Source organism: Nonomuraea sp. 10N515B, from assembly GCF_052245915.1.
In the GTDB taxonomy this organism is placed as follows: Bacteria; Actinomycetota; Actinomycetes; order Streptosporangiales; family Streptosporangiaceae; genus Nonomuraea.
In genome coordinates, this window is record NZ_JBQQBQ010000017.1 from 134,324 (window position 1) to 147,895 (window position 13,572).

A 13,572-nucleotide genomic window follows, 5' to 3' on the forward strand; every position below is an offset into this window, starting at 1 on the left:
ACGGCCTGAATCCCCTTGGCCGTCAGGCCGGGACGCGCGTCACCGCAGGTTCACCTCCAACGCCACCGCTGGTTGTTCCCCCCGTGACAGGTCCACTGGCCGACCCGGGCCCAGTCGGCCGTGCTCCAGCCAAGGACTTCCAAGCACTTGCCGCTGTGGACGTTCCCGATCAGTCCGGTGGACGTGGCCATGTACCACCGCTGGTTGTTCCCCCCGTGGCAGGTCCATTGACCGGCCACTCGCCCCATCGGCCGTGCTCCAGCCGAGGATTTCGAGGCACTTGCCGCTGTGGACGTTCTGGATCAGTCCGGTCGTGTAGCTGTAGTTCCACTGCTGGTTGTTGCCGCCGTGGCAGGTCCATTGACCGGCCTCAGCCCAGTCGGCCGTGCTCCAGCCAAGGATTTCGAGGCACTTGCCGCTGTGGAGGTTGCCGATCAGCGTGGAGCTGACGCTCGATGACGCTACTGCGCTGGATACGGCGGAGGCCGTGCCGGTCAGGAACACCGCTGCGGTGACCAAGACGACCGATGTCGACCTCACCTTCCGATTGATCGTAGACATTGGGACTCCCGCGTTGCTGGAGTGATCTGTTTCATGAATGCTGGCGCAGGCAAGCGGGGTACGCCTGAGTAGGCCCTACTCAGCTCCGGGCAAGAGCCAGGACGACCGGACGGCGGCGGTCCCGACCTTAGTTGGCCCGCTGGATGTTGGGGATGGGCTGGGCGGGGAGGTCAGTGACGGCGGGCCGTGATGATCCAGGCACGCGAGTCGAAGTACACGCCGCTGTCGGTGTTGTGGGCGGCGAGGGTGGCGCGTAGCCGCGTGCATGCTTGCTCGGCCGTCACGGCGTCGAGGTTGGCGAGCAGGTCTTTGTCCCAGAGGCGGAGCACGTTATCGAAGGCGGTGGCGCTGTCCGGGCCGTAGTAGACGGGTTCGTGCACGTCGGTGAAGCTGACTTCCGTGAAGCCTGCCGCCGCCAGGATGCCTTTGGTGATGGCCGGGTCGGCGAGGGAGAATGGGTCTGGACTGCGGGTGGGAGGGGTGGGTTCGGGGGTTGCGGCGGTGCGGGGCTGTCGGATCGCGGAGGCCCATTCATTGCGGTCGCGGTCTTGCCAGACCAGCAGCACCAGATGCGCTGCGGGGCGCAGAGCGCGCCCGATGTTGGTGAACGCGGCGACTGGGTCGGCGAAGAACATCGTTCCGAACCTGCTGATACAGAGGTCGAAATGCGCCGGCGGGAAGGGGTAAACCTGGGCGTCGGCCTGCAGGTAGGTGACGTTGGGCAGTCCCTGGTCGTCGCTCAGCTGACGGGCCCGTTCGAGCATTCGTGCGGATGAGTCGACGCCTACCGCGCTTCCATTGACGGCGGCGCGGGCGGCCTCGCGCGTCGACTGGCCCGTACCACAGCCGATGTCGAGCACACGGTCGCGGGAGCCGACGCGGGCAGCGGCGCGGAAGAGTTCGTTGTGCAGGCGCAACTCCGCGTCGTAGTCGAACAGGTCGGTGTGGTCGGACGTCACCGTCACTGGATCCTCTCGTTGGTCATGTGGAGATCGATGTCTCAAGGCTCTATCGGGCCGTCGCGGAGTACGCCTCGCACCGGGTCCAGCGACACCGTTTCCGGCGGGAACTCCGCCAGCCACCCGGTGGCACCCGCCTTGGCGTAGGGCGTCGGATCGTTAAGAGGGCTCCCGTGGGCGGCTCGCCGTGACTTTCGTCGGGAGGTGCCTGGCCGCCCGAAACCGGCCTATTCGACGCGTTCGGCGTTGGAGTCGTAGCCGCCCCCGCCCGGGTAGACCCAGGCTCCGATGAGGCTGCGGCCGTCGGGACTGAAGGTGCCCTGGTAGTAGGCGGGGGAACCCCGATCACCCGCCCAGATGGTGAGGGTGTCGCCCTCGAGTTCATAGGTGTAGTCGAGGGTGCTGCCGTCGTCGCCGTAGTAGCGAGACTTGATGTCGGTGCTGGGCTCGGCCATCAGCCTGCGTTCCCGGCCGATGATCTCGATGCCGTGGGTGTCGCCCAGCTCTACATCCTGCTGGAGGAAGAAGTCGTTCAGCCAGCGGTAGGTCACGGTTCCCCCGTGCCCTCCGGTGATCTTCCACGTGCCGACGAGCCTGGCCAAGGCCTGCAGTGCTGGGTCGTTGGTCATCGCCGTCTCCTTCAGAGTGGGTTCCTGCCTTTACAGACCGGCGTCGTCGAGAAAACTCATCGGTCCGTAAGACGTACAAGCCACAGAAGTCAACCTCGAACTCCACGGCCGCTTGCAGGCCGGCGACGGTGATCAGGTTCGGCTGCTCGACAGGGTGGGGAGCGCATGGACGGACTCAGACATGCAGGGTGGGCCGGTAGATGAGCTCTTGAATGTTGCCGTCGAGCGTCCGGCTCTCGATCAGTTCGAGGTCGAAGTCGGCCGCCCCCTGGAAGATCGGGTCCAGTCCGGTCTGACCGGTGATCACAGGGAAGAGCGTCACCTGAACGCGGTCGACCAGACCGGCGGCCATCAGCGCCCGGTTCATCGACAGGCTGCCGTGCGAGCGCAACGGCACCTTTGACTCCTCCTTGAGCCGAGCGACAACGTCGACGGCGTCACCGCGCACGACGTTCGCATCCGGCCAATCGAGGGATCCTTCCAGTGTGGTCGACACCACCGTTGCCGGCAGGTTCCTCATCCGGGTGACCCATGGGTCACGCACGTCGGACTCCTCGGTGCTCGAGGCCAGCATCCGCGCGAACGCCCGATACGTGTTGGCCCCGAAGACCATCCGCTGCTCCTCGCCGTACAGGGCGAGGCGGTGGTCGAGGAGCTCGGGGCCTTGCTTGCCCCAGTAGCCGGTCCAGTTGCCGCTGGCGGCGCCGAACCCGTCGAGGCTGGTAAAGACGTCGAAGGTGTAGGTAGCGGTCATGATGTTCTCCTCGAGTACGGTTGATCGGGTGTGTCGATACAGACTGGAAACCTCGGCGAATCTCATCGCCGTTGGACTCCTGGCGTCCGGCGCCCCGGACGCGGATTGACCACGGCCAAGACGGTCGCGAACACCAGATCAGCTCGAAACGCCGCCCAGAGTGCCACATAGCGCGCCCCGCCTGTATGAGAGTGCTGTCCCCCGGCCGGGACATATGCCCGGGCCTGGGGGGTAGGACCGGGACCCGCGTCGACGTACGCGGCGCGGATTGCCTGCCTATATGTCCAGGGATCGGCCCAGATCGACGATGAAGCGGGCGAGCCCGGCCCGCTTGCGGAAGAGCTCGTGCAGTTCGGGGGTGGGCTCCTGGCCCAGGAGCTCGAAGGGGATCGCGGACCACGCGCTGCGGAGCACAAGAGAGGCGACGTAGCCGAAGGACACCTCGTCCGGGCTCGCCAGGGCGTCGGCCGAGGCGGCGTACGCGGTCTCGATCGCCTCGTGGACGGCGGGCAGGTCCTCGGGGTCGAGCTCGCCGGTGTGGGCGCGACCGACCAGCAGCTGGCCCAGGTCGAAGCCCACGGCCGCAGGGCACGGCCAGCTCCAGTCGATGGCCACGAACTCCGCCGAGCCGTCGGCCGGGACCAGGAGGTTATTTGGGCCGGCGTCGCCGTGGACGAGAGTGTGCGGGAGGCGGTCCAGGGCCTCCATCAGCGGATCGATCCGGTCGGCGAGGGCCAGCAGGTCGGCGCGCAGCAGGGGGTCGGCGTTCACGGCGACCAGCGGGTGCCGCCACGTCGCCGGGTCGCGTAGCGCCGGCAGGAACACATTGTCGAGCGGGCCCTCGCGGTAGTAGCGGAGGTGGCTGTCGAGCGGCTCGCGCGGGCCGGTCGCCGCCCCTGCCACGGGTTGTGCCGCGGCCAGGTCGCCGAGCAGGCGGGCGGCGCAACGGTAGCGGTTCAGGTCCCACTCCGCGGGTGCGACCTGAACGTCCTCCAGCCACATGACCAGCCGGTCGTCGCCCAGGTCGTCCAGCCGGTACATCCGCGGCAGCCGCAGTCCGTCAGGGAGCGGCCGGTCGGCGAGGTAGACGTCCGCGTCGGCCCGCCAGGGGAAGTTCGCGTCCGCGTCGGCCAGCAGGTGTTCGGGGATCATCGCGCGCCCGGGCCAATGCCTGAGCGAGTGGATCGACTTGACGAAAAACGACCAGGTCGCGCCGCTCGTCGTGGTGCCATGCACGCGGTGGAGCGAGGCCGTGGACAACATCCCTGGCCCGTGGTCGAGCAGCTCGGCATGCTGGCCGGCGATCTCGGCCAGCGGGTCGCCGAGGCTCTCCCGGACGAGATCGGTCAGGTCAGCGGTCAGTGCCATGGTCATGGGCACAGCATGCTCGACCGGACAATGCCCTCGCATGAGCATGGTCTACTCAAATACGCTTTCGCCGTGGCACTAAGCTCCTGGCCGTTCACCGGGCGTGCGGCGCAACTCGCGGAGATCAGGTCTGCTTCCAGGGGCGTCGTGGTCGCCGGCCCGCCGGGGACGGGCAAGAGCCGGCTGGTGGCGCAGGCCGTTCACGATCTCGACGGGGTCGCCTGGGTGCGCGCCACCGCGGCCGCCGCGGAGATCCCGCTGGGCGCCTTCGCCCCGCTGCTCCCCACCACACCGCCCGCCGGCAACCCGCTGGGCTGGGCAGCCGCCGCGCTGGGCGCGCCGGTGCTGGTGGTGGACGACGCCCACCTGCTCGATGCGGCCTCCGCCGCGCTCGTCCACCACCTCGTGACGCACGGCGGCACCCGGGTGATCGCGACACTCCGCAGCCGGACGCCCTTGCCGGACGCAGTGTTGGCGCTGTTGAAAGACGGTATGACGCCGCTGCTGGAGCTGGAGCCGTTCTCGCTCGAGGAGACCACGGCCGTGCTCGAGGGCGCGCTGGGCGGCCACGTCGAGTCCGCGACCGTGACGCGGCTGTGGCGTGCCAGCCAGGGCAACGCTCTCTACCTGCGCGAGCTCGTGTTGTCCGGGGTGCTCACCGACGACGACGGCGTGTGGCGCTGGCGCGGGCCGATGACGATCACGCCCACACTGCGCGAGACCATCGCCGGCCGCATCGGCAAGGTCACGCCCCAGGAGCGAGAGGTGATGGAGCTCTTGGCGTACGGGGAGCCGCTCGGCGCGGACCTGCTCGCCGCGCTCGGCTCCTTCGACGCCGTCCAGCACCTGGAGGACCGGCAGCTCGTCAGCGTGCAACCGGACGGCCGGCGCCTCCAGGTGCGGCTCGCGCATCCCCTGCACGGCGAGGTCATCAGAGACGGCTGCGGGGTGCTGCGTGCCCGCACGATGATGCGGAGACTGGCCGAGGCGGTCACCGAGGCCGGGCTGCGGCGGCGCGAGGACGTGCTCAGGGTGGCCGTGTGGCGGCTGGACGCCGGCATGACCGGCGATCCCGGGCTGCTGCTGGCCGGCTGCGAGCGCGCCCGGGTCGCCCGCGACCTGGAGCTGGCCGTACGGCTCGGGCGTGCGGCCGTGGCCGCCGGCGGCGGGACATCCGCGCTCGCCGCGCTGGCAACCGTGCTGTTCTACACCGACCGGTACGAGGAGTCCGAGGAGGTGTCGGCCGCCGTCTGGGAGACGGAGATGGACGAGACCGCCCGGGCCGACCTCGGCATCCAACGGGCGATGAACCTGGCCGTGGGCCTCGGAGACGTCGCCAAGGCGCGCGCCGTCCTCGAGGAGACCACCCGGCTCGTCCGCGACGTCCCCCTGCTGCAGGGCATGTACGTCATGCGGGCCGTCCTGGCCACGCTCACCGGCGACATCGCCGCCACCGAGGACCTGCTGGCGCGGACGCGGCGCCTGGGCCCGCTCACCCCGCACGGCGAGCGCACGATCGGCGGCGCCGAAGCGGCCGTCTTGCTGGCGCGCGGCAGCGCCAGGGAATGCCTGGCCCGTGTGGAGCAGACCCGCACCTGGATCGCCAGGGAACGGGACGCCATGGGCAGCCTCACCGCCGCGCTGACGGGCCATGCCACCAACGCCGCGTTACTGCTCGGCGATCTGGACACCGCCGAGCGGCTCGCCGACGAGGGATACCGCCTGGACGGCCAGTTCGGCACCTGGACCCGGGCGATCCTCGAGTTCGGCGCTCTCAAGGCCGGCGTGCTCCGGTTGCGCGGCCGGCTAGGCGACGCACTCTCCTGGGCCCGCGACACGGCTGCGCGACTGCCCACCCGCAGCGCCTCGGCCGGACCGTGCCTGGGCGAGCTGGCGCACGCGCACGCGCTCCTCGGTGACGTGGACGCGGCGGAGGAGGCGCTGGCGCGCGCGGAGGCGACCGGCATGCCGATCGGCCCGTCCGTCGTCGTGCCCCTCCGCCTCGCCCGGGTCTGGACCCATGCCGGTCGCGGCGACGTGGCGAGGGCCGTCGAACTCTGCCTGGAGGTCGCCGAGACCGCGCTGCCCTGCGACCTGCCGATCGTGCTGCACGACGTCGTCCGGCTCGGCCGGCCCGACCTGGTCGCCGGGCGGCTCACCACGGTCGGCGTGGAGGGCCCGCTGGTGGCGCTGTTCGCACAGCACGCCGTCGCCCGCAACGGCGCGGAGCTGGACGCGGTCTCGGCCGGCTTCGAGCGGCTGGGCCTGCTGCTGTACGCGGCCGAGGCGGCGGCCCATGCGGCCGCCTCGGCGCTACCGCGCATCGGGCCTGTCCCGCGGCGCGCGGGCGGCCGAGACCCGGGCATGGCACCTCGCGCAGCGCTGCCAGGGCGCCCGTACGCTCGCGCTGATGGACCTCGAGGTTCCCGGGCTGACCCCGAGGCAGCGGGAGATCGCGGTGCTGGCCGCGCAGGGGCTGACAAACCGGGAGATCGCCGAGCGGCTCGTCGTCTCCGTCCGCACCGTCGCGAACACGCTGTACGCCATTTACGACAAGACCGGCGTCAACGACCGCACCGCCCTGACGGCTCTCCTGAACCGGCCACCCGCCTGAGCGAACCCCCATCCCCGCCCCTTCAACCGGCGGCGCGGACAAGCCCCAGCCGCGCCGACCGGCTACGGCCTGTGCCCATGATCACAGCAGTGAGCAGGACCGCCAGGCGATCGGCACGCGCGGCGACCACTGTCCGCCGTCACCGCGTACGACCACATACGCGGTGAGCGGCGCTTTGAACGAGCTCCCGCCGCACAGGACGCGCCCCGTGTCGACCGAGTAACTGCCCGCCGGTCCATTGCCGCCCGACTGCGCGGTGGCCCGGCCCTGCCACAGCACCCGGCCATCCGAGGAGCGCTTGACCTGGACGGTGACCTGGGTGCCAGGCGTCAGGTAGTAGCCGCGGACGGCCACCGTCTGATACGGCCCCTCGTTGGTGGTGGAGCAGGTTCCGCCGTCACAGGAGGGCCCGTTGCCGGCGTGGTTGCGCTTCACCATGATGACCCAGGCCAGCCTGCGGGCCGCGCTGTCGTTGTCGCGCCGCGCCTGAGTGCGGGAGCCGGGGACCACGCACCGGTAGTCGCCGGGGTAGGCCTCCCGCCAGACGAACCCGGTCGTGCACGCGTGCCAGACTCCTGACGCGTTCTCCGACTGCGTCCGGTCGCGTACGGACGGGTCCACGCATACATGGTCGCTGGCCCGCGCGCCGCGCCAGACGTACCCGCTGGCGCAGGTGTCGGGGGCGAACGCGGTCTCGGCGCCGGCTCCCGTGACCCCGACCAGCGACCACGCCAGGCACCCCGATGCTGTCATCGCCGCGAGCCTGCCGGAACGTGTGAGCATCTTGTTCCTCCGGGAGAGATCAAAGAATGGAACGCGGCCGGGCACTCCCGGCCCCCGCGATCGCATCCTGTCCCGCGGCCCACCGCCGGGACATGAGTAGCCCCTACTCATATTTCGCTCTCTGGAATGCGGCTCGTCTGGCCGCCATGGCGGTCGCGACGCTCGCTTCGCGTTTCGCTGCCGCCCTCACGGACCAACGCTGACAGCGATGTCTTCGGCATGCCTCCCCACAGGGGTGTCTCCGGCATACCGGCCTCAACACGAATGATCCACATTTTGTGCCATTCGCGTTGACAGCAGCCGTATTCCGATCGATGCTTTTCTTCGCTGCGCGCCCATCTTTTGACCATCATGCCCAATATTTGGGCATCCGGGGAGAAGTTCACGCCGTGTTCGCGATGCATTGCCTGAAACCCGAGGTCGGACCCGCCGCCGCCTTATCAAGGCGCCTCATGGAGAGTGGCGCGGGCCCGGGAGCCACCAAGGAGAGAGGCGTCGCGCGGTGCCGTAACGGCACGCCACCCTGCCCTTCACCGCCAATCGAAGCGAGCGCGCGATGACCGTCGTCACCGACCTCACGAGCAGGCGCCTCTCCGGCTGGTGCGATCTGCCCTGCTCCCCGATCGCGTCATCAATCGCTCGCCGCTGGGTGTCGGCGATGCTCGCCTCCTGGGATCTGCCTCTCTGCGCCGCCGTCGACGCGACGATCATGGAGCTGACCAGTGAGTTGGTCACGAACGCGGTCCAGCACGCGACCCCTCCCGCTCGGGGATCCTCCGACATAAGGATCAACGTGCGGGCGGGGAACACCACGGTCTGGCTGGCGGTCTGCGACTCCGATCCGACCCTCCCCACGCAGCGAGCCCCTGACTTCCTCGCCGAAAGCGGGCGTGGACTGTTCCTGGTGGAGGCGCAGGCCGACCATTGGGGCGCCGTCCCGCACGAAGCCGGCAAGTACGTCTGGTTCAGCCTGGAGTGCCTCGGCGACGCCCGACGGGCGGGCGAGGTGCCGCCTGGCAGGACATTCGCTGAGCGTTCCCCATCCGGCGCCACGAACACGAAGGAGAATCCCCCATGTCCCCCGTCGTTCTTCCCCACGACGTCCACGGCTCCGGGCCGCACCGCGTAATTGCGTTGCACGGCTGGTTCGGAGACCGCGGCTCCTTCAGGAAGATCCAGCCCTACCTGGACGGCGACGCCTTCACCTACGCCTTTCCCGACTACCGGGGGTACGGCGAGGCCAGCGACCTCACCGGCGAGTACACCCTCGCCGAGATCGCCGCCGACGTGACAGCACTCGCCGACAAGCTGGGCTGGGAGACCTTCTCCCTGGTCGGTCACTCCATGGGCGGCACGGCGATGCAGCGGGTGATGCTGGACGCGCCCGGACGGGTCCGCAAGCTCGTCGGCATCTCTCCGGTGCCGGCCTCCGGCGTGCCGTTCGACGACGACGGGTGGGCGCTGTTCTCCGGCTCTGCCGAGGAGCCCGCCAACCGTCGTGCGATCATCGATCTCACCACCGGCAACCGGCTTCCGGGCACATGGCTCGATGAGATGGTGGACAACTCGCTGCGAAACTCCACGGTGACCGCCTACCGGGCCTACCTGGACGCCTGGGCGCGTACCGACTTCCACACCGAGGTGGCCGGCGCCGCCACGCCTGTGCTCGTCATCGCCGGTGAGCGCGACCCCGCGCTTTCCGCCGACGTCATGCGGGGTACGTGGATGCAGTGGTACCCGAACGCCGAGCTGCTGACATTCGCAGACGCCGGCCACTACGCGATGGATGAGACACCGTTGGCCCTGGTGTCCGCCATCGAACGTTTCCTGTCCGCCTGACGATCTCCAGATGGGATGTCCATGACCGACACGAATACGACGGTCAACGTGTTCGACCCGCGTATCTACACACAAGGCATCCCGCACGAGACGTACCGCTGGCTGCGCGACCACGACCCCGTGCACTGGCAGGAGGAGCACGAAGTCGGTGATTGGCCGGCAGGGCCCGGATTCTGGGCGGTGGCCCGCCACGCGGACGTCGTACGCGTGCTACGCACGCCGACCGAGTACAGCTCCTGGCTCGGCGCCACCCAGATCCGTGACCCGGACCCCGCCGACCTGTCGTTCATCCGGCGCACGATGCTCAACCTCGATCCGCCGGACCACGGCCGGCTCCGGCGGATCGTCTCCGGCGTGTTCACCGCCGGGCGCATCGAGCGCTTCACGACCGGCATCGCGGCACGGGCGCGTCTGCTCGTCGACGAGATCGCTGAGCGAGGCGAGTGCGACCTGCCGGTGGACGTGACCGACGACTACCCGATCCACAACCTCGCGGATCTCCTCGGCATCCCCTCCGCCGACCGCGGCCAGATCCTGGAGTGGACCAACCGCGTGATCGGCTACCAGGATCCTGAGCACGCGACAGTCGTTCACGGCCCGGACGGCAAGCCGGCCAACCCGCGATCCCCGGCCATGCTCAGCGACATGTTCGAGTATGCTCACTCCCTCGCCGCCTACAAGCGCCGGAATCCGGCAGGCGACGTCATGACCGCGCTCGCCACGGCGGAGGTGGACGGGCAGCGTCTCACCGATCCCGAACTGTCGATGTTCTTCTTCGTCCTGGTCATCGCGGGCAACGACACTGTGCGTTCGGCCCTGCCCGGCGGGATGCTCGCCCTGCTCGACCATCCCGACCAGCATCGTCGGCTGCTCGATCAGCCTGAGCTCCTCGACTCGGCCATCGAGGAGATGCTGCGCTGGCATCCCCCCGTCCTCAGCTTCCGGCGTACCGCTGTACGCGACACCGTCCTGGCCGGGCGGCGCATCGCCGCGGGCGACAAGGTCGTCGTCTTTCACGGTGCCGCCAACTTCGACGAGCGGCAGTTCCCCGACCCGATGCGTTTCGACATCGCACGCCGACCCAATGACCACATCTCGTTCGGGGACGGCCCGCACGTGTGCCTCGGCTCCCATTTCGCCCGGCTGCAACTCCGCGTGTTCTACCGGGAACTGCTTTGGCGGCTGCCCGACGTCGAACTCGCCGGACCACCGGTCCGGCTGGTGTCGAACTTCATCGGCGGCATCAAGCACCTGCCCATGTGCTACACCCCAGTGCCTCGCCAATGACCGGGGAGCACCACAGCACGGCCGCCTCCATGGCGGGCTCGAAGACGATCGACACCGGACTGCGGCTCCTGGAAATCCTCAGGGACCATCCGGACGGTTTGACGATCACCGAACTCGCGCAGCTGGCCGGGATCCATCGCAACGCCGTCTCCCGCCATCTGACCGCCCTCGGCAACCACCGGCTGGTCGCACGGATCGGCACGCGCTACACCCTCGGCCTGGGCATCGTCGAGCTCAACGCCGCCGTGCAGCACAGGCTCCGCAGCGCGGCCGCCTCCGCGCTCCAGGTGCTGGCCGACACCTGCAACGCCACCGCTTTCATCACGGTGCTCGACATCGACGAGAGCCAGGCGGTCGTGCTCGCAGTGGCCGAGCCGCGCGCCTCACAGATCCACGTCAGCTATCGCGCCGGCACCCGGCATCCCGCGAACCGCGGCGCCTCGGGGATCGCCATCCTGGCCGGCCGCCCGCCCTGCCCGGGCGAGCGCCCGGCGATAGCCGAGGCCCGCGTCACCGGCTACTCGGTCACTGCGGGTGAGCTACAGCCCGGGGCGTGGGGTGTCGCCGTCCCGATCATCACGCCCGGGCGACCGGCCGACGCCAGCGTGGGCGTGGTCACCATCGGTGTGCGGGATGAGAGCACGATCGTCCCACTGGTGCTCAGCGCCGCGACCGAGATATCGCGGCTCCTCTAGCGTGACAGGGCAGGCCGTCTCGCCCTGCACCCCCATCGAAGAGGATTCAAGGGCCGGCTCTTCATGCTCCGCTGACCCGCACCTGGCGTTGATCGCCAGCCCGGTGGAAGATCCCGTTGATCACCGTCCGGTGGTCGTTCCACCGCGCGCCCCACCCCGTGCTCACCGGCAGCAGCGAGTCCAGGAGTAGCCACGCGCCCTCCCCCGCCGCCCTCCGCACTCCGGCACAGGTCCTTCCGGAAGGACAGCCCACATCTCGGGCACAGGCCCCGGATCCACCCCGCGCCCCGGCACGGTGCCCTTCGGAGGAGGCCCCGCGCCCCGGTGTGGGGGCGCACGCCGGAGGAGATCGGCCGCCTGCGCTTACTCCCGCGGTGGTGCCGAGAAATGCCAATGGATGAGGTCTTCGGATTATCCGTCCGCTCCGAGGAGGTCCTCGATCACGGTCGTCAGGCGTGAGCCGACCGTTGCGGCGTCGTATAGGCGTGCCTGTTTGGCAAGCGTCCGACCGACCCCGTGTGCCGCTTCCGGATTCGTGATGAAGTGAATGAGGCGCTGCTCGAGTTCGTCGATGGAGTCGTAGAGGACGTCCTCGTTGTACGCGCAGATCTCCGGATAGCTTCCCGTGCGGGGCAGCAGGCAGCAGTTTTCGGTGTACATCGCTTCGAGGGTCGCTATCCCAAGGCTCTCGTGCGACGCGGTCGAGACCTGGATGTCCGACATCCAGAGCGCCCGGAAATAGCTGGGCAACGACATGTTCTCACCCAGCATCACTCGTTCGCCGAACTGCTTGCGCAGGGCCCTGATCTCCGCGAACCCGGTACCGTCATTTGTGGTGGCTCGGGTGATGAGCACGTTGACGTCGAAACGTGCCATCACCCGCTCGATCACACCGATGAACGCCAGCGGGTTTTTCGCAGGAATGAGAGCGTGGTTGAAAACCACGGTGGTCCGCGAATATTTTTCATCCGTCCGGCAGTGATCAATGAATTCGGTGTCGATCGGGATGCCGGTGACGACGGACCGTGCGGCCATCGCCTGCGCGACCTCGTGATTCAGGCCGGCGACGTTGTCCAGCACCGCCGTCTTGATGAAATCCGAGCCGAACAGGATCCGGTCGAGAGCCAGCAGGTTGGCCAGATCCAGCATTTCCAGTTCCGGGTAGAGATTCCGGCGGAAAGAGTCCGACGGATCCCAGTGACTGCCATGGGTATACCCGATCATCGGCACCGGCGTCCCCAGTTCCAGCATGATGCGGCGGATCTCGGCGGGAAAAGCACTGAATGAATGAAAAACGAATATCAGGTCCGGCGGCCGCTCGGCGATGACCTCGGCAATTCTCTCGTAGCCACGCAGCACCCACCGCAGACGAGCGCTCCGCGAGCCGTCCGCGAAGGGCTCAAGGTCCGCCATCGGCCGGACGAGCTCGAAACCGCTCGTTCGAAACGAATCGCGAATGACCCGGCTCGCCGTGACGCCGTAGCCGATGGACATGCTCGACGGAACATTGCGGGATCGAAGGTCGGGGAGAGTATAGCAGTCCACGTAAAGCAAACGCCGCACAGCTTTCCCCCATTATCCAGGGCGATCCGTCAGAGGAGATCCGGGTTAGTGCCCGGCAACAGTAGTAAATGCATGGTGCTTACGGTAAATATATACTAATGCCGGGAGACGCGCCGATCTCGCGCTGGGACCAAGGGCCAGCGAGCGGGGCTGCGGCGATAGTGGAAAGGATGCGCTGTGGCCAGTCAGGTTGTGCCGATGCGGTTCGGTGGCGTCGAGGTGTTGGTCCAGACCGTTCCGGTGGCGGGGACGGAGCGGGCGTCGAGAGTGGGCGACGCCGGACAGCGCGTTCTCGATGCCTTCGAGGAGGCGCGGGCTGTGATCGTGGCAGCTGCGAATTCCACCGTCGAGGTGATCGGCAGGCTGGGAAACCAGGCCGCCCGCCCCACCGTTGTCGAGGTGGAGTTCGGGTTGGGCTTCTCGGCCAAAGGCAACGTGATCGTGGCGTCGGCCTCGGGCGACGCGACCTTGAAGGTCAAACTGACCTATGACACGCGGGATGTGGAATAACGCCGGGAAA

At 68.6% G+C, this 13,572-nt stretch carries 15 protein-coding genes; 6 read left to right on the plus strand and 9 right to left on the minus strand.

Features of this window, described 5'->3' with window-relative positions; all coding sequences use genetic code 11:
• Window positions 1-39: 39 nt before the first annotated feature.
• From ACTWQA_RS26090 to ACTWQA_RS26110, 5 genes are all read right to left on the minus strand, one after another.
• Window positions 40-561 carry an RICIN domain-containing protein gene (locus ACTWQA_RS26090; protein WP_443161715.1) on the minus strand — a complete coding sequence of 174 codons (522 nt, stop codon included), beginning with the start codon at window positions 559-561 and terminating at the stop codon, window positions 40-42.
• A gap of 170 nt (window positions 562-731) precedes the next feature.
• Entirely contained in the window at window positions 732-1,526 is a 795-nt protein-coding gene (locus ACTWQA_RS26095; RefSeq protein WP_443161716.1) for a class I SAM-dependent methyltransferase, read from the minus strand.
• A 221-nt stretch (window positions 1,527-1,747) separates the two neighbouring features.
• Entirely contained in the window at window positions 1,748-2,149 is a 402-nt protein-coding gene (locus tag ACTWQA_RS26100; RefSeq protein WP_443161717.1) for a hypothetical protein, read from the minus strand.
• A 175-nt stretch (window positions 2,150-2,324) separates the two neighbouring features.
• Complete coding sequence (locus ACTWQA_RS26105; protein ID WP_443161718.1) at window positions 2,325-2,903, minus strand: dihydrofolate reductase family protein; 579 nt, start codon at window positions 2,901-2,903, stop codon at window positions 2,325-2,327.
• A gap of 276 nt (window positions 2,904-3,179) precedes the next feature.
• Window positions 3,180-4,277 carry a hypothetical protein gene (locus ACTWQA_RS26110; protein WP_443161719.1) on the minus strand — a complete coding sequence of 366 codons (1,098 nt, stop codon included), beginning with the start codon at window positions 4,275-4,277 and terminating at the stop codon, window positions 3,180-3,182.
• Window positions 4,278-6,681: 2,404 nt separating this feature from the next.
• Between ACTWQA_RS26110 and ACTWQA_RS26115 the strand changes: the two genes are divergently transcribed.
• Window positions 6,682-6,885, plus strand: coding sequence for a response regulator transcription factor (locus tag ACTWQA_RS26115; protein WP_443161768.1), 204 nt, complete (start codon window positions 6,682-6,684; stop codon window positions 6,883-6,885).
• Between the two features lie 81 nt (window positions 6,886-6,966).
• Here the strand turns inward: ACTWQA_RS26115 and ACTWQA_RS26120 are convergent, their stop codons facing one another.
• Entirely contained in the window at window positions 6,967-7,668 is a 702-nt protein-coding gene (locus ACTWQA_RS26120; protein WP_443161720.1) for a hypothetical protein, read from the minus strand.
• A gap of 107 nt (window positions 7,669-7,775) precedes the next feature.
• A complete protein-coding gene (locus ACTWQA_RS26125; RefSeq protein ID WP_443161721.1) occupies window positions 7,776-8,072 on the minus strand; it encodes a hypothetical protein in 297 nt (98 codons plus the stop codon).
• 152 nt (window positions 8,073-8,224) lie between these two features.
• Between ACTWQA_RS26125 and ACTWQA_RS26130 the strand changes: the two genes are divergently transcribed.
• Genes ACTWQA_RS26130 through ACTWQA_RS26145 form a run of 4 tightly spaced genes read left to right on the plus strand, consistent with a single transcriptional unit; the run spans window position 8,225 to window position 11,489 of the window.
• Window positions 8,225-8,797 (plus strand): ATP-binding protein, encoded by a 573-nt coding sequence (locus ACTWQA_RS26130; RefSeq protein WP_443161722.1) that lies wholly within the window; start codon window positions 8,225-8,227, stop codon window positions 8,795-8,797.
• Window positions 8,743-9,507: an alpha/beta fold hydrolase gene (locus tag ACTWQA_RS26135; protein WP_443161723.1), complete on the plus strand. Its 765-nt coding sequence runs from the start codon at window positions 8,743-8,745 to the stop codon at window positions 9,505-9,507. Before ACTWQA_RS26130 ends, ACTWQA_RS26135 begins: the two co-directional genes overlap by 55 nt.
• A gap of 21 nt (window positions 9,508-9,528) precedes the next feature.
• Window positions 9,529-10,794, plus strand: a complete 1,266-nt coding sequence (locus tag ACTWQA_RS26140; RefSeq protein WP_443161724.1) for a cytochrome P450 — start codon at window positions 9,529-9,531, stop codon at window positions 10,792-10,794.
• Window positions 10,791-11,489 (plus strand): IclR family transcriptional regulator, encoded by a 699-nt coding sequence (locus ACTWQA_RS26145; protein ID WP_443161725.1) that lies wholly within the window; start codon window positions 10,791-10,793, stop codon window positions 11,487-11,489. The genes ACTWQA_RS26140 and ACTWQA_RS26145 overlap by 4 nt, the downstream gene beginning before the upstream one ends.
• Before the next feature lie 61 nt (window positions 11,490-11,550).
• On the opposite strand, the gene ACTWQA_RS26150 is transcribed toward ACTWQA_RS26145, so the two are convergent.
• Together ACTWQA_RS26150 and ACTWQA_RS26155 are read right to left on the minus strand one after the other, a co-directional pair.
• Entirely contained in the window at window positions 11,551-11,709 is a 159-nt protein-coding gene (locus ACTWQA_RS26150) for a hypothetical protein (RefSeq protein ID WP_443161771.1), read from the minus strand.
• A gap of 191 nt (window positions 11,710-11,900) precedes the next feature.
• Window positions 11,901-12,983, minus strand: coding sequence for a glycosyltransferase (locus ACTWQA_RS26155; RefSeq protein ID WP_443161726.1), 1,083 nt, complete (start codon window positions 12,981-12,983; stop codon window positions 11,901-11,903).
• 246 nt (window positions 12,984-13,229) lie between these two features.
• On the opposite strand from ACTWQA_RS26155, the gene ACTWQA_RS26160 reads away from it, so the two are divergent.
• Window positions 13,230-13,562, plus strand: coding sequence for a CU044_2847 family protein (locus tag ACTWQA_RS26160; protein WP_443161727.1), 333 nt, complete (start codon window positions 13,230-13,232; stop codon window positions 13,560-13,562).
• The last annotated feature ends 10 nt before the right edge of the window (window positions 13,563-13,572 follow it).

Excerpts from the sequence above, each read along its gene's own strand:
- ACTWQA_RS26110 (WP_443161719.1), bottom strand. The coding sequence starts at position 4,277 with ATGACCATGGCACTGACCGCTGACCTGACCGATCTCGTCCGGGAGAGC.
- ACTWQA_RS26135 (WP_443161723.1), top strand. The coding sequence starts at position 8,743 with ATGTCCCCCGTCGTTCTTCCCCACGACGTCCACGGCTCCGGGCCGCAC.
- ACTWQA_RS26155 (WP_443161726.1), bottom strand. The coding sequence starts at position 12,983 with ATGTCCATCGGCTACGGCGTCACGGCGAGCCGGGTCATTCGCGATTCG.
- ACTWQA_RS26140 (WP_443161724.1), top strand. The coding sequence starts at position 9,529 with ATGACCGACACGAATACGACGGTCAACGTGTTCGACCCGCGTATCTAC.
- ACTWQA_RS26125 (WP_443161721.1), bottom strand. The coding sequence starts at position 8,072 with ATGCATCGCGAACACGGCGTGAACTTCTCCCCGGATGCCCAAATATTG.
- ACTWQA_RS26145 (WP_443161725.1), top strand. The coding sequence starts at position 10,791 with ATGACCGGGGAGCACCACAGCACGGCCGCCTCCATGGCGGGCTCGAAG.
- ACTWQA_RS26090 (WP_443161715.1), bottom strand. The coding sequence starts at position 561 with ATGTCTACGATCAATCGGAAGGTGAGGTCGACATCGGTCGTCTTGGTC.
- ACTWQA_RS26115 (WP_443161768.1), top strand. The coding sequence starts at position 6,682 with ATGGACCTCGAGGTTCCCGGGCTGACCCCGAGGCAGCGGGAGATCGCG.
- ACTWQA_RS26105 (WP_443161718.1), bottom strand. The coding sequence starts at position 2,903 with ATGACCGCTACCTACACCTTCGACGTCTTTACCAGCCTCGACGGGTTC.
- ACTWQA_RS26120 (WP_443161720.1), bottom strand. The coding sequence starts at position 7,668 with ATGCTCACACGTTCCGGCAGGCTCGCGGCGATGACAGCATCGGGGTGC.
- ACTWQA_RS26130 (WP_443161722.1), top strand. The coding sequence starts at position 8,225 with ATGACCGTCGTCACCGACCTCACGAGCAGGCGCCTCTCCGGCTGGTGC.
- ACTWQA_RS26100 (WP_443161717.1), bottom strand. The coding sequence starts at position 2,149 with ATGACCAACGACCCAGCACTGCAGGCCTTGGCCAGGCTCGTCGGCACG.